The sequence below is a fragment of the Paenibacillus sp. FSL M7-0420 genome, assembly GCF_038002345.1.
In the GTDB taxonomy this organism is placed as follows: Bacteria; Bacillota; Bacilli; order Paenibacillales; family Paenibacillaceae; genus Paenibacillus_AQ.
This window is the reverse complement of sequence record NZ_JBBOCJ010000001.1, coordinates 4,330,117-4,349,533: the sequence shown is the minus strand read 5'-3', so window position 1 is coordinate 4,349,533 and position 19,417 is coordinate 4,330,117. Positions and strand designations below refer to the sequence as shown.

At 53.0% G+C, this 19,417-nt stretch carries 15 protein-coding genes; 8 read left to right on the top strand and 7 right to left on the bottom strand.

All coding sequences use genetic code 11. From position 1 onward, the window contains the following. The first annotated feature begins 1 nt into the window (after position 1). Positions 2-271, top strand: a complete 270-nt coding sequence (locus tag MKX51_RS18630; protein ID WP_340995640.1) for an STAS domain-containing protein — start codon at positions 2-4, stop codon at positions 269-271. Positions 272-371: 100 nt separating this feature from the next. Here MKX51_RS18630 and MKX51_RS18625 read toward each other — a convergent pair whose 3' ends face one another. From MKX51_RS18625 to MKX51_RS18605, 5 genes are all read right to left on the bottom strand, one after another. Next, positions 372-776 carry a CBS domain-containing protein gene (locus tag MKX51_RS18625; protein ID WP_036733033.1) on the bottom strand — a complete coding sequence of 135 codons (405 nt, stop codon included), beginning with the start codon at positions 774-776 and terminating at the stop codon, positions 372-374. Between the two features lie 215 nt (positions 777-991). Beyond that, complete coding sequence (locus MKX51_RS18620) at positions 992-1,417, bottom strand: VOC family protein (protein WP_340993426.1); 426 nt, start codon at positions 1,415-1,417, stop codon at positions 992-994. A gap of 102 nt (positions 1,418-1,519) precedes the next feature. Then, on the bottom strand, positions 1,520-2,446 hold the full coding sequence (locus tag MKX51_RS18615) for a TIM barrel protein (RefSeq protein ID WP_340993425.1): 927 nt from the start codon (positions 2,444-2,446) through the stop codon (positions 1,520-1,522). A gap of 250 nt (positions 2,447-2,696) precedes the next feature. Then, positions 2,697-4,394, bottom strand: a complete 1,698-nt coding sequence (locus MKX51_RS18610; protein ID WP_340993424.1) for a hypothetical protein — start codon at positions 4,392-4,394, stop codon at positions 2,697-2,699. Between the two features lie 89 nt (positions 4,395-4,483). Further along, entirely contained in the window at positions 4,484-6,154 is a 1,671-nt protein-coding gene (locus MKX51_RS18605) for a beta strand repeat-containing protein (protein ID WP_340993423.1), read from the bottom strand. A 216-nt stretch (positions 6,155-6,370) separates the two neighbouring features. On the opposite strand from MKX51_RS18605, the gene MKX51_RS18600 reads away from it, so the two are divergent. The 5 genes from MKX51_RS18600 (at position 6,371) to MKX51_RS18580 (ending at position 15,268) form a co-directional block, all read left to right on the top strand. After that, positions 6,371-6,832 (top strand): GNAT family N-acetyltransferase, encoded by a 462-nt coding sequence (locus tag MKX51_RS18600; RefSeq protein ID WP_340993422.1) that lies wholly within the window; start codon positions 6,371-6,373, stop codon positions 6,830-6,832. Positions 6,833-6,995: 163 nt separating this feature from the next. Further along, a complete protein-coding gene (locus MKX51_RS18595) occupies positions 6,996-8,162 on the top strand; it encodes a small-conductance mechanosensitive channel (RefSeq protein ID WP_340993421.1) in 1,167 nt (388 codons plus the stop codon). 12 nt (positions 8,163-8,174) lie between these two features. Further along, a complete protein-coding gene (locus MKX51_RS18590) occupies positions 8,175-13,598 on the top strand; it encodes a diguanylate cyclase (protein ID WP_340993420.1) in 5,424 nt (1,807 codons plus the stop codon). Between the two features lie 56 nt (positions 13,599-13,654). Then, positions 13,655-14,521, top strand: coding sequence for a methyl-accepting chemotaxis protein (locus MKX51_RS18585; RefSeq protein ID WP_340993419.1), 867 nt, complete (start codon positions 13,655-13,657; stop codon positions 14,519-14,521). A 105-nt stretch (positions 14,522-14,626) separates the two neighbouring features. Continuing rightward, positions 14,627-15,268 (top strand): cupin domain-containing protein, encoded by a 642-nt coding sequence (locus tag MKX51_RS18580; RefSeq protein ID WP_340993418.1) that lies wholly within the window; start codon positions 14,627-14,629, stop codon positions 15,266-15,268. Between the two features lie 96 nt (positions 15,269-15,364). On the opposite strand, the gene MKX51_RS18575 is transcribed toward MKX51_RS18580, so the two are convergent. Further along, entirely contained in the window at positions 15,365-16,036 is a 672-nt protein-coding gene (locus MKX51_RS18575; protein WP_340993417.1) for a hypothetical protein, read from the bottom strand. Between the two features lie 157 nt (positions 16,037-16,193). On the opposite strand from MKX51_RS18575, the gene MKX51_RS18570 reads away from it, so the two are divergent. Beyond that, positions 16,194-16,901, top strand: a complete 708-nt coding sequence (locus MKX51_RS18570; protein WP_340993416.1) for a response regulator transcription factor — start codon at positions 16,194-16,196, stop codon at positions 16,899-16,901. Positions 16,902-16,906: 5 nt separating this feature from the next. Further along, a complete protein-coding gene (locus MKX51_RS18565) occupies positions 16,907-18,310 on the top strand; it encodes a sensor histidine kinase (RefSeq protein WP_340993415.1) in 1,404 nt (467 codons plus the stop codon). Here the strand turns inward: MKX51_RS18565 and MKX51_RS18560 are convergent. Continuing rightward, a complete protein-coding gene (locus MKX51_RS18560; protein ID WP_340993414.1) occupies positions 18,307-19,344 on the bottom strand; it encodes an asparaginase in 1,038 nt (345 codons plus the stop codon). The two genes, MKX51_RS18565 and MKX51_RS18560, sit on opposite strands and share 4 nt — an antisense overlap. Positions 19,345-19,417: the final 73 nt, after the last annotated feature.

The following is a 19,417-nucleotide window of genomic DNA, read 5'->3' as shown; positions in this document are numbered from 1 at the left end:
GATGATCATAGAGATGCCGGAGCTGTTCTCAGTTGAGGAAGCCGGTCATTTCAGAGAAACAGTACGGGGGTATATTCTTGAGGGCCATTCCCGCTTCCTGCTTGATTTTGGAGCCTGCCAGTTCATAGACAGTACCGGACTTGGAGTGATTGTCAGCTCTTACAAGAAATGTGCAGAGTCTGGCGGCACCATCAGGCTGACGGGGCTCAATGACAATGTACGGAAGATTTTTGAGCTGACCCGGTTAACTAATGTGTTCGAAATTATATAGACTTCCGGCTCGAACAAAGGCAGGGCGCCCTCCAGAGGACAGCCCTGCCTTTGCTGTTGCTGCGGATGAATCCCTCGCCCACGTAAGCGGCGGTATGAGGCTAATCCGTAATATTGCGTGTGTAATACTCGATGATGTCCTTGCGGCGGATGATACCGAGGAAGATTCCGCTGTCGTCCACTACCGGAACGAAGTTCTGGTCTGCTGCCAGGGTCAGCATATCCTCCATCTGCGCGTGGATCTCGACGCTCTCGTTATGCACATGACGCTGAATGGTGCCGACGGTCACCTCGTTCATATTCGCGAAGCTTAGACCGTCGGTGTTCTTCAGCTTCCATAGCAGATCGCCCTCCGACAAGGTCCCAACATATTTACCGGCATCGTCAATAATCGGAATGGCCGAATAATAATGATTCTCCAGCTGTTCCAGCGCTTCCCGCATGGAGATCGAGGAGGTAATGTACGCAACCTGATCCTTGGGCAGCAAAAATGAGGAAATTTCCATAGGTTAGTCTCCTTTACAGTAGGATGAAGTACATAACGTTATTACAATTAAAACATAGAACAGGATGTAAGCGCATTAAAAATCAGGTTACAACTTTGAAATGTTACGGTTAGGCTGCGGTTATGAAGCCATACAAAAAAGGATATGCGGTCCTTCCAGGGGAAGAACCGTCATATCCTGAGTCACTTTTGTGAAAAGGAAATTCCCTAAGGGCTTCAGCCGTTCTGGCCATTGTCATGGCTGAGCTGCCAGTGGATACCGAATTTGTCCTTCAGGTTCCCGTAGGCCTTACTCCAGAAGGTCTGCTGCAGTTCCATGTGTACAGTGCCGCCTTCTTTGAGTTTATTGAACCAGAGACGAATCTTCTCTTCATCTGTATCCGTCACCGTTAGGCTGATATTATTCCCTTCCGTGAACGGCATGCCGGGGAATACGTCAGAGAACATGACCGGGCTGCCGGCAATCATCAGATTGGCGTGCATGACGAGGTGTTTGGCTTCTTCCGGTACAGGATGGGACGGATCTGGCGGAGCCTCGCCGAAGGTCATGATATGCGGAGGTTCGGTCCCGAACACTTCAGCGTAATATTCTACAGCCTCTCGGGTATTGCCATTGAAATTCAGGTACACATTGATTGCCACAGTCTTCACTCCTCTAAAGTTAATCATGGGACAAACACCACATTACGGTCACATTGTATCATGTGCCTGCACATTCACAAATATTCGGGGCGGGCTGTGCCTTCATCGTGCTGGCGAAGCCGGTGGATTCTCGGGGACTCCGTTGAGGATATGATCTACCCAAGCATAACACCGGTTCAGATCCTGCGCGGAGATGAGGCCTGAGCGATGCTCGAACATGATTTTCACTTCGCTGTTCTCCTCACGGATGATGCTCAGATAGTCCTCGATCGGGGCCCAGCCCTCCCCGGTGTTTAGTTCCGGTAGGACCGGGTAATGGCCGTGCTGGATGGCTTCGTTAATCTGAACATTCGACAGATGGATCAATGCCGCATACTTGGTGTATTTTCTCAGAAGGGCACGGGCATCGAAATTAGGGTCAAGCTTATCCTGCTGATACAATCGGCCGGTATCCAGACATAGCTTAATATCCGGATAGGCAAGCAAGAGCTGTTCCAGAAAATCATGCTGGTAAACGTAACTGTTCAGTCCGTCGAACTCCAAAATAGGTTGGAACCGGTACTCCCGGCCCTTCCGGCTAAGCCATTCAAAGAGATATTTACTGTGCTGTATCAGTTCATTCAGAGAAAGGTCAACCTCATGGATATATTCCCTCCGGTCAGCAAATCGCCAAGTACTCCAGTCCACCCGTGAATCTAAGATGACTGGCTTCGGATAATGAAATAATACGTAGTCCGGGCGTAACTTCACCATATAATCCAGCTCTTCCTGAATCTGCCGGAACGCTTCAGAACGCTCATAATCATCCGGTGAGAGAAACAGGGCATCTCTTAGTCTGGCAGGATTGGCGCGGAGCGGATAATGGACTCCTGTGTGGAATCTGTGCTTTTGTGCTGCTTCAATCAGCGTCTGACAATCTTCATCGGAGGGGAAAGAACAAGCCTCGATTCCATAGAATTCGGCTTTGAAATCCTTGTGGAACTTGCCGTAATCAAATCCTCCATATTGGCCTATCATAAATCGCTGCATCCATACACCCCGCATATAATTACATGAAGTACATAACATTATTACAATTAAAACATAGAACAGGATGTAAGCGTATCAGGAATCAGGTTACAAATTTGAAATGTTGCGTTTATGCTGCGGTTACGAGGCCATGCAAAAAAGGATACGCCGTCCTTCCAGGGGAAGAAACGACATATCCTAAGCCGCTTTTGAAAAGGAGAGTTACCATAAGGACATCAGCTTTTATAGCTCTTGCCTTATTACCTTTGAATTACAGGACCTGATAAATGCTCAAATTTGACCAAGTTGGGGGATTAAACTCGGCTGTGCCTGAAGCAAGAGTGATAGAAGCCGTCAAGGTTAACGTTGGATTAGGGCCGGCGCCAGTCTGGATTAAACCGCTGGATTCCTGGGTGAACGCGGCTAAACCAGCGCCACCTGCATTTCTCTGCGTACCAGTACTTATATTTTGTTGAACGCCGTCGAGATAAACCAATATTTGAGATGCAACAACGGGGATACTCCCATTGGATATCCGAATTCTCAAACTAAAAGAAACGAAGTAGAAGCTATTGGGTTGCAATTGAATACCTTGGCCGCTGTTCACAAGGGAGATACCTGAGCCATTATTAAAATTTTGTATAAATGTAATATTTGTAGGCGTTGCTGTTACTGGACCCGAAGGATGAAAACTGGCATTGTTGGCCACGGGGCCCGTCGGGCCCGTCTCACCGGTTACGCCTGTCGCGCCGGTTACGCCTGTCACGCCGGTAAGCCCGGTTAAGCCCGTCATACCCGTGACCTCACCGGTTGAACCTGTCGCGCCTGTCACGCCTGTTGCGCCAGTTACCCCGGTCGCGCCCGTCATGCCTGTGACCTCACCGGTAAGCCCGGTAGCGCCAGTTACACCCGTAGCACCCGTCACACCCGTCAAGCCCGTCATGCCAGTCACCTCACCGGTAAGCCCGGTCGCGCCCGTCATGCCCGTGACTTCACCGGTAGCCCCGGTAGCCCCCGTTAGACCTGTGGCACCCGTCAAGCCCGTCAAGCCCGTCATGCCAGTCACGTCACCGGTAAGTCCGGTAGCACCGGTTACGCCCGTCGCGCCAGTGACGCCGGTTGCGCCAGTGATTCCAGTGGCACCGGTCACGCCGGTAGCACCGGTCAGGCCAGTGGCGCCGGTGATCCCCGTGGCACCTGTGTCTAAGGTTGCGCCCGTCATGCCCGTGGCACCCGTCACTCCTATGTTGCCAGTGACGCCGGTTGCTCCGGTTACACCAGGCCCAGTCACCCCGGTTACACCTTGCACTCCAACTGGGATCCACCCGTCGGGATAAGTCACCCCGCCATTCTGACTGCTGCGATAGTATAAAGCCGAATCGGAAAAATACAGCTGTTGTACATAATCACCAACACGTGAGACATAAATCGTCCATACCGAAGGGTGTGCGACTCCTGGAGGACCATTCACTGGGCCAGCCGGATCGGCGGGGGTTCCCGAGCTGCTGTATACGCCAGCAGTCCTAAATTCATTTAGATCGTTGGTCGATGGTTCATCATTGCTGATTGGAAAAACACCGGCTGTTACGCCGAGCACCACATCTCCGGTTAACCCATTGACACTAAGTGCTCCACCCTCTGCTCCAGGAGCTCCGGCAGATCCAGCAGGACCAACAACCGGTTGAATGTCTGCAGCTGTCTGCAGCTTGGATTCCAGCATCATTTCATGGCGGATAATTTTTTTTAACATGGCTTGAGTACTGTCACTGACCTGATTTAACTCGGCAAGTGTAGCGGGAGTGGTTCCCGGAAGGGTGCCGACCGCAAACTGAATCTTCTCTCCTTCAGCATTGAGAATATGCGCCAGTCCTAATTCCTCCATGGCAATAGAGGAAAATAATAGACTGATCACATCGTCCCGCGATATGGATATCGTTGGGGTGATATTGGGCAGGTTCGGACTTGACAAGTGATCCCCTCCTTTACTACAAAATGGGCAGGGGGCTCTTGCCCCCTTGTTCATCCCTTAATCTTCTGCAAAAAGCGGAATCTGTTCGTTTAACCGAACCTGATAATACTCAGGTTGGACCGATCCGTAACATAAGTTCCCGTACCGGCGCTTAGAGTATAACTAGCATCGAGAGTCATGGTATTGTCAGTTGCGCCGGTCTGAAGAAAACCACTTCCTTCCAGAGAGAAATACACAGTAGCTCCGGTCCCGCCATTTTTTTGTCCGGTAATCGTTATAGGCTGGACATTACCGTTCAATCTAACTATAATTTCAGAACTGGTTACATTGTTTGTTTCTGCAGAGAGCGCAATAGTTATGGTAAACGAAACATAATATAAGCTGTTTGGGAACACCGTGATATTGCTTGGCGGCACGCCAAGTTGAATTCCGCTGCCATTAATAAATATTTCTTGAAATACAATAGGTGTTAAGGTCGAAGATACTGTAGCCGTTGCGGGCTCAAACATCGCATTGTTAGTTACAATAATAGGCCCGGTGACACCGGTAGCCCCCGTAACGCCGGTAGCTCCAGTGACGCCAGTGGCCCCTGTCAAACCAGTAGCTCCAGTGACGCCGGTCTCTCCGGTGACGCCAGTAGCCCCGGTGACGCCAGTGGCTCCGGTGAGGCCGGTAGCCCCGGTAGCCCCTGTCTCCCCGGTGAGGCCGGTAGCCCCTGTCAAACCAGTAGCGCCAGTGAGGCCGGTGGCTCCAGTGGCGCCGGTCTCCCCAGTGACACCGGTAGCGCCAGTAATGCCGGTAGCCCCCGTAACCCCGGTCTCCCCAGTGACGCCGGTAGCCCCAGTTAAACCAGTAGCCCCGGTGTCACCGGTAGCTCCAGTGAGGCCAGTCTCCCCGGTGACGCCAGTGGCTCCGGTGAGGCCGGTAGCCCCGGTAACCCCTGTCTCCCCGGTGAGGCCGGTAGCCCCTGTCAAACCAGTAGCCCCGGTGACGCCAGTAGCCCCCGTAACCCCGGTCTCCCCAGTGAGGCCGGTAGCTCCGGTAGCTCCGGTGACACTAGTGGCTCCGGTGGCTCCAGTGACGCCAGTGGTTCCAGTTGGCCCGCGAGCACCGATTTCTTGCCAATCTGACCAGCCCTGGCCACTGTCTGGACTGCTGCGGTAATATATTGCCAGGTTGGAAATGTACAACTGCTGGATATAAGGTCCTACCTGGGAAACGTAAATCGTCCATGAAGGAGGATGATCAACTCCTAGCGGGCCATTTTCCGGGCCTACTCCATTTGGATTTCCCGAGCTATACACCCCAGCAGTGATTAATTGGTTCAAATCTTGGGTTGATAGTTCATCGTTACTGATCGGAAAGACACCAGCCTCTGTACTCAACACAACATCGCCCGTCAATCCATTGACGCTATTTACTGCACCGGCAGCGCCGGTTACCCCCGTGGCTCCTGTGGGTCCGACTAATGAAGGAATATCAGAAGCGGAGGTGAGTTTTGAATCCAGCATCATTTCGGTGCGGAATACGGAATCGAGCATCGACTGAGCACTACTGTTAATCTGAAGAACCTCACCCAACGTAGCAGGTGTGCTCCCCGGAAGTGTACCCAAGGCAAATTGGATGTTTTCCCCTTGGGCATTAATAATATGAGCTAAGCCCAACTCTTCCATTGCAATGGAAGAAAATAGCAGGTTAAGCACATCGTCTCGCGATAAAGTGATCGTTGGCGTGATATTGGGCAGATTAGGCTGTGACAATATAACCCCTCCTTTTATATAAGATACATCACTATATTCAGGAGTACTGGTTGCAGTGTTAGGCATATCATTCATTTAAGTAGATTTTATGGATTTAATAAGATAGAATTCGCCGGAATCCAGTGGACACCTGCAACTATTAATGGGCAAATTTACCTGAATTATGCTATCCTTAGAGAGTTATAGCAACCAGTCACACTAAAGGAGAATGGCCGTATGACAGCAATCAGACAGTTATTGCCGGGCGAGGAGAAGCGGATCACCCCCTTGATCCGGGAGGCGTTTGATATACATATTGCCGCCAATTATTCGGCGCAGGGTGTTATAGAATTCTACAGGTACATTGAGCTTGCCGCCATTGCGAAGCGCATGCAGGAGGATCACGAGATCTACATTGCGCTTAACGGACAAGAGGTTACAGGAATTATAGAGCTGCAAATTCATCAGCATATTTCGCTGTTGTTCGTGAAGAATGCGTATAAGGGCACCGGGATCGGCAAGACCCTGCTGTGGCATGCGGTTAACCGGATGAGGACGGGAGGGAGCACGCAGATCACGGTGAACTCTTCCCCGAATTCTACTGGCTTCTATGCCTCCCAGGGATTCGTATCGCTTGGTGAAGAGGAAGAAGAGCACGGGATACGTTCACTAAGCATGAAGCTGGATTTGAAGGGATAATGGGTTCTGCTGCCCCGCACAGATGCTCCATACGTCATGGAAGTGGACGGTGGGGCATTTTTTTGTGTGCGTCCGGCAGGAATAAACTGGAGTGTTATCGAATATTAGCGATTATCAACAAATTTCGACTTTTCAACTACATACATAAGCGGGGTTTTGCACAATGAAAACATGGAAAAAGACAGCATTCTTGATCGTTACCTTCGGACTTATCTTTCTGCTTCCGTTACTCGGCAGTCTGGCGAAATGGAAGGGGATGCCGCCCGGTTATGGGGATTTCCCTGCTCAGAAGGTCGAAGCTGACCCCGGGTTCAGCCTGCTCTATTTCTCGCTCGCCTGCGTCGTGGCCCTGATCATCACACTGGTCCTGGTATTCCCCGGATGGTTCGGCTTCAAGAAGACGGAGGAGGCACCCCGGAAGGCGGGGGCGGCCACCCCTTTCCCTGTCTGGTTCTGGTGGAGCCTGCCGGTGTTTGCGCTTAGCTGGTTCCTGATGTGGGCCCGGGTGAAGCTGTTTATCTCACTGGAGCATTACACGTTTGTTCCCCTCTGGTGGTCCTTTATTCTGATTCTGGACGGGCTGGTCTACCGGAGAAATCATGGAGCCTCGATCATCTCGCGCAAGCCCCGGGTGATGCAGCTGCTGGCGGTGGTGTCCTGCTTCAGCTGGTTTGCTTTTGAATACCTGAATTTCTTCGTCCTGGAGAATTGGTATTACCCTAATAATGAAGTGTTCTCTAACTTCGGCAATGTGTTCTGGTTCTCCTTATCTTATACCACTGTCCTTCCGGCCATCTTCGAATGGTACTTACTCCTCAAGACCTTCCGTCTGTTCCGCAACCGTTACAGCCATGGGCCTAAGCTGAGGATATCACGCTTGTGGCTGATCATCTATTATATTCTGGGGCTGATCCTGGCCTTCGGCATGGGCTATTATCCGTACCTGCTGTTCTGGGTGCTGTGGGTTGCGCTGGTTCCAATGCTGTCCGCAGCGATGGCGCTTGCCGGTTACTGGACCCCCTTCACCCCGGTGAAGAACGGAGACTGGTCCAAGGTGATTCTGGTAGGGCTGGCTACGCTGTTCAACGGCTTCTTCTGGGAGTTCTGGAACTTTGGCAGTGAGTGGTTCCATGACGATGCCCCTACCAATCCGAATTACTGGAAATACTCGGTGCCTTATCTGGACAAATTTCATATTTTCTCCGAGATGCCGGTTCTGGGCTATTTCGGTTATCTGTTCTTTGGGCTGAATTGCTGGATTATCTGGCTGATCGCTGCCTATGTATTTAAATTCGATGCCGATATTGAAGTTACGGGAGAACAAGGCTAAAGGTGGAGTACAATGATTGCTAATGACCATTATCAGGTCCTGGAGACCATTTCAGATAATCCTATAAAAGCCGTATACCGGTGCGCGGAGGCTTCCTCTGCGGAAACGGTCATTCTCAAGGTGTTGAAATCCGAGTTTGCCGGAACCGAAGCGGTGATGCGCTTCAAGCAGGAATATAAGCTGCTTACTGAGCTTAGCACCACCACAGAAGGGGTTATCCGTCCCCTGAGGCTCGAGGAGCAGAACGGCCTCTATGTCATGGTTCTTGAGGATATTGCCGGACGTTCGCTGAAGCGGATTCTGGCGGAGGAGCAGCCGGGGGAAGAGGATTTACTGAGACTGGCGGTCAAGGTTGTGGATATTCTCGGCTCCATACATGAGCAGAACGTGATCCATAAGGATATCAAGCCGTCGAATATCATCTGGAACCGGGAGCGGGATATTGTTCAGGTGATTGATTTCGACCTTGCAGTGAAGCTGTCCAAGGAGAGACGGGATTTCCAGAACAGCGGCGTGCTGGAGGGCAGTCTGCTGTACATCTCACCGGAACAGACCGGCCGGATGAACCGGAATATTGATTACCGGAGTGACTACTATTCACTGGGTGTCGTCCTGTACGAGATGATGACCGGCCTTATGCCGTATCCATCGTTCGAGATGCTGGAGCAGATCTATTCCATTATTGCGAAGGAAGCCGTCTCTCCTTACAATGCAACCGGAGGCAGGGTCAGCAGGGGCTTGTCGGCGGTCATTATGAAGCTGATGGAGAAGTCGTCGGAGGACCGGTACCGCAGCGCTCACGGCATTAAGGCCGATCTGAAGAGATGCCTGGCCGGGCAGGCGGATTTCGTGATTGGAACGGAGGACCTCCTGAACACCTTCCGCATTCCGCAAAAAATAGTCGGCAGACAGCAGGAGCTGTCCACCCTGGAGGCGGCCTTCCGCAGCAGCGTTAACGGGAGTTCACAGGTTATGCTGGTCTCCGGTGATGCAGGTGCTGGCAAAACCGCGCTGGTCCATGAGCTGCACCGGACGATCAGCCGGGAGAAGGGGCTGTTCGCTGAAGGGAAGTTCGACCAGTACAATAAGAATATTCCGTACAGTGCGCTCATTCAGGCTTTCCGCAGGCTGGTCAGCCAGCTGCTGGAGGGCCCGGATGAGGAGTATAAGCGTGAGATTAGCCGTTCGCTTACCCGATTGCTTGGCGGCAACGGCGGTGTAATTACGGGATTGATCCCTGAGCTTGCTACCTGGATCGGGATTCAGCCAGAGCCGGAACCGCTGAGTCCGGCTGAGGAGACGAACCGGTTCTTCCTGACCTTTGCCAAGTTCGTGCAGGCCATAACGTATCCGGACCGGCCGCTGGTTCTCTTCCTGGATGATGTCCAGTGGGCGGATTATTCCAGCCTGCAGCTGGTGGAGAAGCTGATGCTGGATAACCATTTGCAGCGGATGTTTGTAATCTGCTCCTTCCGGCAGAATGAGATCCATGAAGGTCATCCCTTGTTCGCCGCGATGGTTAAGATCGGCAAAAACCGTGAGGTTGGACGTATTCATCTTCAGCCGCTGCAAGAGACAGATGTACAAAGCCTTGTAGCGGACACGCTATATAGCAGCATGGAACGCGTTGAAGGAATTACCGGTCGGTTATATAAGCGGTCCAAGGGGAATTCCTTTTTCCTGACGGAAATGCTGAAGGATCTTCACCGGCGCGGGATTATCTACTTCGATAAGCGGAACGGGGAATGGAGCTGGAGCCTGGAGGAGCTGGAGGCGCTGCCGGTCCACGACAGTGTGGTGGATTTCCTGGTTGGACAGCTGCAGCATCTGCCGGAGGAGGTCCGCCATATTCTGATGCTCAGCTCGGCGGCCGGCAGTGTGTTCGATTACGGGATGCTGACGCTGATTGGAGAAGAAGCGCCGGAGGTGATTGCGGCTGCGGTTACCCGGGCGGTCCAGGAAGAATATATCGTCCCTGCCGACCACAAGTACGCTATATTCTCGGCTACACTTGCTGAATCCGGCCGCGAGGCTGCGCAGGTAGGCATCCGGCTGAAATTCGCCCATGACCGGATTCAGCAGGCCTTCTACCAGCTGCTTGATCCTGAACGGGGGAAGAGACTTCATCTTAGTATCGGCCGGCTGCTGCTGCGGAATCTTGGAGAGGAGGAGATCGAGGACAAGCTGGTCGATATCGCCACCCATATTAATAAAGGGCTGGAGTTAATCACCGATAGCTCGGAGGCGCGTGAGATCGTCGCTCTGAATCTGAGGGCAGCCTATAAGGCCAAAGCAGGATACGGGTATGATTCGGCCTTCTTACTGCTTGAAGCGGCAATGGAATTGCTCCCGGAGCAGATCTGGAGTACAGACCCGGGGCAGGCGGCGGAGATCTACAGGCTGTATGCGGAATGCAGCTATCTCACTCATCATATCGGTCAGGGGGACCAGGCTTGCCGTCTGCTGCTGGAGCAAACTACGGAGCGGATGGCTATTGCGGAAATCTATGAGATGCAGACCAATCATTATATGTACCTCGGTATGATGCCCGAGTCGATTGCTTCAGGGAGACGGGGGCTGAAGGCGCTCGGAATTAAGATTCCGGCTAAGGTTGGAATGCCCGCCGTCCTTAAGGAGCTGCTGGTCATTAAGGCTGCGCTGCGGGGGAGAACGCCGGAGACGATTTTTGCACTGCCGGAGATGCAGGACCCGGAGATGAAGCTGGTTATGCGGCTGCTGATTAACTTTATACCGCCTGCATTTATCTCCGGGGAGACCTCACTGTTTGGTCTGGTGGTGCTGAAGAAGGTGGGCTTGACGCTGAAATACGGCAACTCCCCGGAGTCGGCGCTCGCTTTTATCGGCTATGCCATGCTCTTGTCCGGCTTCGGCGATACCCGGGGGGCCTTCGCTTATGGACGTCTCGGGATCAGAATTAATGACAAATTCAATGATCTGCAATGGAAAGGCGCGGCGCATGTCCTGTATACGCTGTTCAGCCATGCCTGGACCGAGCCTTGGGATACGTTACAGGACTGGTTCGGCACCTCCATTGAAGCCAGTCTGCGGACAGGCGATCTGCTCTATCTGGCCCATTCCGCCTTCTATGTGAATCTCTGGAATCCGTCGATGGACATCCCGGCTTTGCTTCAGGAAAGTGAACGAACGATCTCTATGATCGAGAACACGAAGTACAGGGAGTCGCTTGCCACAGCGCAGCTGGCCCGCCAGTATTACCTCAGTCTTGCCGGAGAGCTGCCGGACCGCACCTCTTTCAACAATGAAGCCTTCAGTGAAGAGGTCTATCTGCACGAATTGCAGGAAGCGAGGTATTACTCGGGAATTGCGATCTATTATATTTACAAAATGAAGCTGCTGTTTCTCTACGAGAAGCATGATGAAGCGCTGGAGTATATCGAGCGGGCCTATCCGATTATCGGGACGCTGGCCGGTTCGGCTTTTATGGAAGAATTCGCGCTCTACACCTTCCTGAATCTCGCTTATGCTTACAAGGATTTGGGTGTGAACGGCAAGCGGAAGGCCAGGTCCAAAATGCGCAAGGAGCTCGGCCGGGTACGCAAATGGGCCAGCAATGCACCGGGAACCTTCCGCCAGCATGAATATCTGATGAGGGCCGAATGGGCCCGGATCTCCGGGAACAGCACGCGAGCAGGCTATTATTATGATCTGGCGATTGAGGCCAGCGAGCAGGGAAGCTTCGTCCGCTATAAGGCACTCTGCAACGAGCTGGCGGCCCGGTACTATATGGACAAGGGCTTCAACGAGTTCGCCGCCTATCTGCTCAGACAATCCGAATACTATTATTCGGTCTGGGGCGCCAAGGAGAAGATCGTGTTCATCAAGGATCGATACCCTGCTCTGGACCAGAAAATCAGCACCAAGGAGTTCATGCACGGCAGGACGGTGACCGATTATACTGAGAGCATTGATCTGAATTCCATCATTCTGGCTTCACAGGCCATCTCCAAAGAAATTGAGCTGAACCACCTGCTGGAAGCGCTGATGGAGATTGTGATCAAGAATGCCGGGGCGCAGCGGGGCTGTATCCTGATGAGCTCCAAGGCCAATCTGTTGGTCGAAGGAGAATATAAAGCGGACACAGACCGGATCTCTGTGGCGATTCATGAGTCGCATCAGCTGGACAATCTGCCTGCTGCGATCATCAGAGCGGTCGAGGAGAGCCGGGAGAGTCTGATCTACAATGATGCCTATTCCGAGACTCCATTCGTGAATGATCCTTATATTGTGAGGCAGCAGCCGAAATCGATGGTCTGCATGCCGCTGATTAACCAGAATAAGACGATTGCGATCATCTATCTGGAGAATAATCTGGTGACCGGCGTATTCACCGAGGAACGGATGAAGATTATCAATCTGCTGTCCAGAGAGATGGTCTTCTCGCTTGAGAATGCCAGTCTGTATAACGAGCTTGAGCGCTCTGAGGAGAAATACCGCCAATTGGTCAACAACCTGCAGGACGGGGTGTTCGTGGTCCAGGATATGCGGTGTGTCTATGTTAATGAGGCGCTGGAGCAGATGCTGGGCTATGAACCGGGCGGGATGCTGGAGCAGCCCTTCGGGAATTTCGTTACGCCGCCGGAGCGGGAGAAGGTGATGCATTATTATGCCAGACGAGTCGAGGGCAAGCAGGCACCGGAAGAGTATGAGACTAGGCTTTTGCATAAGGATAAGTCGCATGAAGTTATCGTCATTCACAAGGTTGTCCGGATTATGTATCAGGATAAGCCGGCGATTCAGGGAACGATCAAGGATATTACCGAGCGGAAGAAGGCGGAGGAGGAGCTGCGGCGCCACAAGGAGCATCTGGAGGAACTGGTAGCCGAGCGGACGAAGGAGCTGGAGTTCAACAACGGGGAGCTGAGCAAATATATCGGACTGATTGAAAAGATCTCGATCACCGATGAATTAACCGGGCTGTACAACCGCAGATACTTCAATAAGCTGTTCCTGGATGAGGTGGACAAGGCTGCTGCAGGCAAACGGTATTTAACCTACCTGATGCTGGATATTGATTATTTCAAAAAATTCAATGATACCTACGGACATTATGAAGGCGATACGGTACTGCGCAGAATCGGCGGGGTACTGAAGGAGCTGGCTGAACAGGCGGATGGAACCGCGTTCCGGTTGGGTGGTGAAGAATTCGGCATTGTGGCCGCCGGACTTACCCCTCCAGAGTCCCGTGTGTTCGCCGAATTGATCAGACGAAGCGTTGCGGAGCTGGGGATACAACATGACCTAAGTCCGGAATACGGAAGAATTACCGTCTCTATCGGCGTAGCCGCCGTGCTGGTGGACGGTCTGCGTGAGGAGGATATCTACAAGCTGGGTGACGATGCACTGTATCAGTCCAAGGCGGAAGGGCGCAACTGTGTTACATTGTTCGAGCGATAAGATTCAAGTGATAAGAGATGTACATAAATAAATAGAATTAGGGAGCTGTTGAAGCAATGAATACCGAACACGAATCCGAACAGGAATCAGGACAAGCATCAGAAATGGACCAGCTGCGGAAGGCGCTTGAAGTATCTTTGCCCTTGGTGCAGCGGCTTTTCCCGCTGGATGTAATGTTTGCTTTGGCAGATCGGGACAAGTTCATTTATTATCTGCAAGGGAAGGAATTGAAAGCCAAGATTGAATTGGGTTCTCCAGTACCGCCCAGCGGAGGAATCCGGGCTGCTCTGGAGAGCGGGGAGGAAGTCAGCGCTACGATTCCAAGAGAGATCTACGGGATTCCTTTTAAATCGTCATCCATGCCGATCCGGGACCGGAACGGGGTGGTGACAGGTGTGTTCACGATCGGAATCAGCCTCAGTAATCAGGTAACGCTCAGCGATGCAGCGAATGCTCTGGCGGTAACCTCCGACGAGATCAGCTCGACCTCGGTAGAGATTGCGGGAACGGCCTCGGATCTGGCGAATACTGTAGGGGATCTGAAAGAGCTGGGCCAGAAGGTGGTTGAGGATCTGCAGCAGACGGACGAGATTCTCGATTTCATCCGCAAGGTGGCAGACAACTCCAATCTGCTCGGGCTGAATGCAGCGATTGAAGCGGCTCATGCCGCTGAGCATGGACGGGGCTTCGGTATCGTGGCCCAGGAGATCCGCAAAATGTCGGTATCCAGTGCTTCATCGGCGAAGGATATTGCCGGCATTCTGCAGATGATCAAGCAGAAGATTAACCAGATGGATGCCGTGCTTACGGATTGTCTGGCGCAAAGCGAACGCCAGGCCGCAGCCACAGAGGAGATCACCGCCTCGATGCAGCAGCTTGCAGCCTCCGCCGTGGAGATTGAGAGTATCGCTCGCCTGATCTAATCCGCACCTGACTCTAGTGTCAAAAGGTTCCTCCTCCGCATATAGTATCTGGACGAATGCCCAGTGTTACTTAAGGCTACAATCCAGTCTGAGGAGGAACAAATCATGCTAGATCCAGTATTGCAGGCACCGGACCTGAAGCTTGCCGCCGATTCTAACCAGGTGCTTAATTATAAGCGGGATGCGAACAATTATATTACCCAGCTTTTTGCCGAGCAGCTGCCGGCGATACGTAACGGGTTCTTCAATGCACATATGAGCAAGGGCTTCATTGTCCAGCCGCACTGGCACACGAACGTGACAGAGATGATCTTCGTGATTAGCGGAGAGCTGATTGCCTCCGTGTTCGATCCGTTCACCCAGAAGCTGATGACCTATCATCTGAAGGCCGGACAAATTGCTGTCTTCCCGCAGGGCTGGTTCCACTGGATTCTGGCCGAGAGTGAACAGGCCCATTTCCTGGCGATCTTCGATGCACCGACACCGGATATTGTGTATGGTTCAGACTTCCTGCAGGCTGTTCCCGCAGAGGTCATCCAGCGCGCCTATTGCATCAATGAAGAGGAGTATGCCAAGGCCGTGGCTCCGCTGAAGGAGTCGATTATTCTTGGACCGCCTCCGGGCTGCACCGTGGCAGGGTCTGCCGGGGGAATGAACATAGGCCCGCCCGCCAAAAGCATGCCCGCCTACGCAGCCCAGCAGCCCGCCGCAGCATTCTATCCTTATCCGATGTATCCCCGCCGGTAGGCGGCGGCTACATTATATTAATGATCTAAAAAGAAAAAGCAGGCCAGGGAGGAATTCCTTGGCCTGCTTTTCTAATGGATACAGGGTATGCGCGGTTTATTTCGCTTCTTCCAGCTTGTGGTTAAGGTCTTTATACTGTCTCAGCAGTCCGGACAGTGCCTGCTTAATGGCTGCTGCATCTGCGGATTGAGCAGCCTCTGCCAGTGCAGCCTGCTCTTTGAATAAGCCGTCGATATACGATGCATGTAAGGTTACCACATTGGCAAGCTTGCCGGATTCCAGATGGTTAAGCCCCGCTAATGTGAGGTTTACGGCTCCTAATTCAAAAGGGACTGCCTTAGCTTGGACCCCTGTTATTCCGGTTGCCGTCACAGCTGTAAGGGGAGTCGTTTCTGCGTCCGTCAATGTTCCAGGCATGGCTAATTGCACATCCACAATGCCAGCTTGTTCTGTCCATGGAGCAGCGGACATCGGCGTGGTGAGAACCACGTTAAGCGCCTTCGTGCTTGTCAAATCATGGTAGCGGCTGAGCGTATCCCGCCAGTCCTGGGATGTTTCCGGTGCATAGCTGTTCACCAGTGCCAGAACCTGCGGTTCAAGCAAGGGGCGCAGCTCACTGCCATTTGTGGATGCAGCGGCCGTGCTTATAGTGGCAGTGGGTCCCTGTACTGGGGGCGAAGTGATTCCCGTATCCGCGAAGACCGGGGTGGCGATACTGGACAGCAGCAGGGTGGATAGAGCCATTCTTTTTACGATTAGACGATTCATGTACGAACACTCCTTCAGGTGGTTTGTCTTACAGCTCTCACTATAGCGGGCTTCTGTGGCAGGAGAGGGTCAGCAATGTGGAAAAACAATGGCAGTGCCCTATCCCGCTCCGCCGCTTGCTATAATGGTGAAGAGACAAATCACGGAGGTTACCTGGATGAACAATCAAACGGTCATTGCTGTTGTGGACGATGACGAGAATATACGCAATCTGGTGGAAGCTTATTTACATAAGGAGAATTACAGGACAGTTGGTCTTGGAAGTGCCGAGGAGGCGTGGGATTTATGGAGGAATGATCCTCCCGCCATGTGGGTGCTTGATATTATGCTTCCGGGAATGGACGGTTATGAACTGTGCAGGCGTATCCGTGATGAGGCGGAGGTGCCGATTATTATGATCTCTGCCAAAGATAATGAAGTGGATAAAATCCTGGGTCTGGAGCTTGGCAGCGACGATTATCTGGTCAAGCCCTTCAGTCCCCGTGAGCTGGTAGCCCGGATTAACCGCCAGCTGAAACGGTGGGAACGCCTTCACTCTTCCCGGTCTGCGGCTGTTCTGCCTGCTGTGCATTCAGGGATAGAGCTGGGCAGTCTGCTGCTGCATCCCGAGGAGAGAAGATCCTTCTGGCAAGGAGCTGAAGTGGAGCTGACCAGCAAGGAATTCCTGATGCTGATGGTGTTTGCGGGAAGTCCGAACCGGGCCTTTACACGCGAAGAGCTGCTGGGCCATGTCTGGGGAGAGGATTATTTCGGCAGCGACCGTGCTGTCGACCATCTGATCAAGCGCATCCGCAAAAAAATGGACGGCCTGCCGCTGGAATCGGTCTGGGGCCACGGCTACCGTATGAGAGGGGTGCAGGAATGAAGAGGATGGCGGAAAGGCTAAACCTGCGGATGAAAAAGCTGAAGCTGGTGCATCAGATCAACGTTGCTTTTGGGCTGTCTCTGCTGCTGGTCCTGTCCATCACGGGAGTGATGATCCACTATGTGCTGATGGATCATTTCATCGGCACGGAGCAAGAGGGATTAAGGACGCTTGGCGCTTCCCTGACCGCGACTCTGCAGCAGCCTCCATTCGCGGAAGGGGGGGCATTCTCATTGGGAAAAAGCGAGCCGCTTACGGCTCCATATCCTACGCTCTCCAGCGGAGTACAGGCCATCGTAACCGACCAGCAGGGGAATGTGGTCTCGGGAATTCTCCCGGCCCTGCCAATGCAGTCCGGGGTAACGGTAGATATCACAGCTATGGAGCAGGGGAGCCTGCAGAGCTTATGGGATGGCAATGATCCGCGTTATCTGGTGCAGGTCAACACGCTTCCCCAAGGCAAGCTCACCCTGCTGACTCCTGTCAGCAGAATCAAGGCCATTGAGCAGTCGCTGCTGAAACGGCTGATCCTTGTCTTTGCTGCGGGTGCGGCAGCGATGCTCCTGTTCAGCCTGTTTATTACGCGGAAGCTGATTGATCCGCTCATCAGCCTGCGTCAGGAGCTGGGGAAAGTGAAAAACCGCCGGTTTGCCGAGGTGAATCTGATCCGGGCGGGCGGTGAAATCGGTTCTGTCGCCAGGGCGGTATACGAGATGGCCGGTGAGCTGCACCAGTTCAATCGGGTGCAGAAGCAGTTTTTCCAGAATGCCTCACACGAGCTGAAATCTCCGCTGATGTCGATAGCCGGTTATGCGGAGGGCATTAAGGACGGAGTATTTGAAGGAGAGGGCGTCCGTAAAGGACTGGATATTATTCTGAGTGAAAGCGGGCGCTTACGTGATCTGGTCAGCGAAATGACCCTCCTGGCGAAGCTGGACAGTGAAGAGGATATTTACCAGGCGGCGGATACGGATCTGGAGGAGCTGCTGAGCGAGGCGGTGGAGCGGGTCAATCCGCTGCTGGCAGCAAGGAAGCTGTCGCTGTATCCGGCAGTCTCCGGGGACCATGGGGGGATGGTAAGAGCAGACCGGGATAAGCTGCTGCAAGCTCTGCTGAACGTATTATCCAATGCGGTCCGTTATGCAGAGAAGCGAATTGATGTACAGGTGCATTCAAGCAGGGGAAGGATTACATTGACGGTCGCTGACGATGGTGCGGGCATTGCGCAGGAGCTGCTGCCCAGCCTGTTTCACAGGTTCGTCAAAGGGAAAAATGGCGAATCCGGGCTGGGACTCGCCATCGCACGTGCTATTGTGGAACGCTGCGGCGGAGAGCTTAGTGCCCGGAACCGCACGGAGGGCGGTGCAGTCTTCACCTTTGAGTTCCCGTCAGCTGCGGGCAGCGTTTAATACTCGTTGAACATTGCGGCAATTTCATCGTAGCCGGTGGTTTGCGTCAGCGCGAGGGAGAGCAGGATTCTGGCTTTTTGCGGGACCAGACTGTTGCAGGGAATAGAATTGGCAGACAGATCAATGTAGGAATCCTTAAGTGTAATTCCGCTGGAAATCCGCGAGCAGCGGACTACAGGGATGTTATTGTTCTTCAGCTCACCCACCTTGTCAATCCAAGGCTTGCTGTAGATCCCTCCGCCTGCTCCGGCAATGACAATCCCCTTGGAGACCGTAGCCAGATAATCCAGAATCCCGGGATTGGCATCCACATGGAAATAAGCTACGGACACTTCCGGCAGCTCCTGAATCACAGATACATCGAACTGGGTTGCGGTGGTATGCCGCTTCAGGGTGCGCGTATAGAAGAAGGCGTGGCTGTCACGCATATATCCCAGGCAGCCGAAATCGCGCTCATCGAAGGCGTTGGCCTTGAAGGTGTTCACCTTTTGCACATCCCGCCCGCTATAGATGCCCTCAGCGAAGACAACCATCACGCCCTGGCCGGAGGCCTCGGGATTCGCCGCCAGTGCTACGGACTGATACAGATTGAGGGGACCATCGGCGCTGATTGCAGTAGCTGGGCGCATAGATCCGGTAATAATTACCGGCTTGTCAGTCTTGATCACCAGGTTCAGGAAGTAGGACGTCTCATCCAGGGTGTCGGTGCCGTGTGTAATGACGAATCCGTGCACATCCTCCCGGAGCGCGAGCGTGTTAATGTACGTTGCCAGGGTAAGCCAGTGTTCGCTGGTAATATCGGCGCTGCACAGATTGCTGACCTGAACCCCGGCGCAGTTCGCCAGCCGTTCCAGGTGCGGTACACTATCCAGCAGATCCTGCACGGGCAGAGCGCCAGGCTCGTAATTCAAGGTTTTATGGGCTTCGCCGCTGCCGGCAATTGTACCGCCGGTGGCGAGGATGACTACATTTTTGAGGACGGGATTATAGTAAGGGGAAGCCGCGAAATTCACTTCGGGAATGGTATTCATCATAGGTCGTTTCCTTTCAGGTTGAGCCAGGATTCAAGTCATTCGCATGACATTGAATGTATTATAACATTCATTC

Excerpts from the sequence above, each read along its gene's own strand:
- MKX51_RS18560 (WP_340993414.1), bottom strand. The coding sequence starts at position 19,344 with ATGATGAATACCATTCCCGAAGTGAATTTCGCGGCTTCCCCTTACTAT.
- MKX51_RS18580 (WP_340993418.1), top strand. The coding sequence starts at position 14,627 with ATGCTAGATCCAGTATTGCAGGCACCGGACCTGAAGCTTGCCGCCGAT.
- MKX51_RS18630 (WP_340995640.1), top strand. The coding sequence starts at position 2 with ATGATCATAGAGATGCCGGAGCTGTTCTCAGTTGAGGAAGCCGGTCAT.
- MKX51_RS18595 (WP_340993421.1), top strand. The coding sequence starts at position 6,996 with ATGAAAACATGGAAAAAGACAGCATTCTTGATCGTTACCTTCGGACTT.
- MKX51_RS18600 (WP_340993422.1), top strand. The coding sequence starts at position 6,371 with ATGACAGCAATCAGACAGTTATTGCCGGGCGAGGAGAAGCGGATCACC.
- MKX51_RS18590 (WP_340993420.1), top strand. The coding sequence starts at position 8,175 with ATGATTGCTAATGACCATTATCAGGTCCTGGAGACCATTTCAGATAAT.
- MKX51_RS18575 (WP_340993417.1), bottom strand. The coding sequence starts at position 16,036 with ATGAATCGTCTAATCGTAAAAAGAATGGCTCTATCCACCCTGCTGCTG.
- MKX51_RS18625 (WP_036733033.1), bottom strand. The coding sequence starts at position 776 with ATGGAAATTTCCTCATTTTTGCTGCCCAAGGATCAGGTTGCGTACATT.
- MKX51_RS18585 (WP_340993419.1), top strand. The coding sequence starts at position 13,655 with ATGAATACCGAACACGAATCCGAACAGGAATCAGGACAAGCATCAGAA.
- MKX51_RS18570 (WP_340993416.1), top strand. The coding sequence starts at position 16,194 with ATGAACAATCAAACGGTCATTGCTGTTGTGGACGATGACGAGAATATA.
- MKX51_RS18615 (WP_340993425.1), bottom strand. The coding sequence starts at position 2,446 with ATGCAGCGATTTATGATAGGCCAATATGGAGGATTTGATTACGGCAAG.
- MKX51_RS18565 (WP_340993415.1), top strand. The coding sequence starts at position 16,907 with ATGGCGGAAAGGCTAAACCTGCGGATGAAAAAGCTGAAGCTGGTGCAT.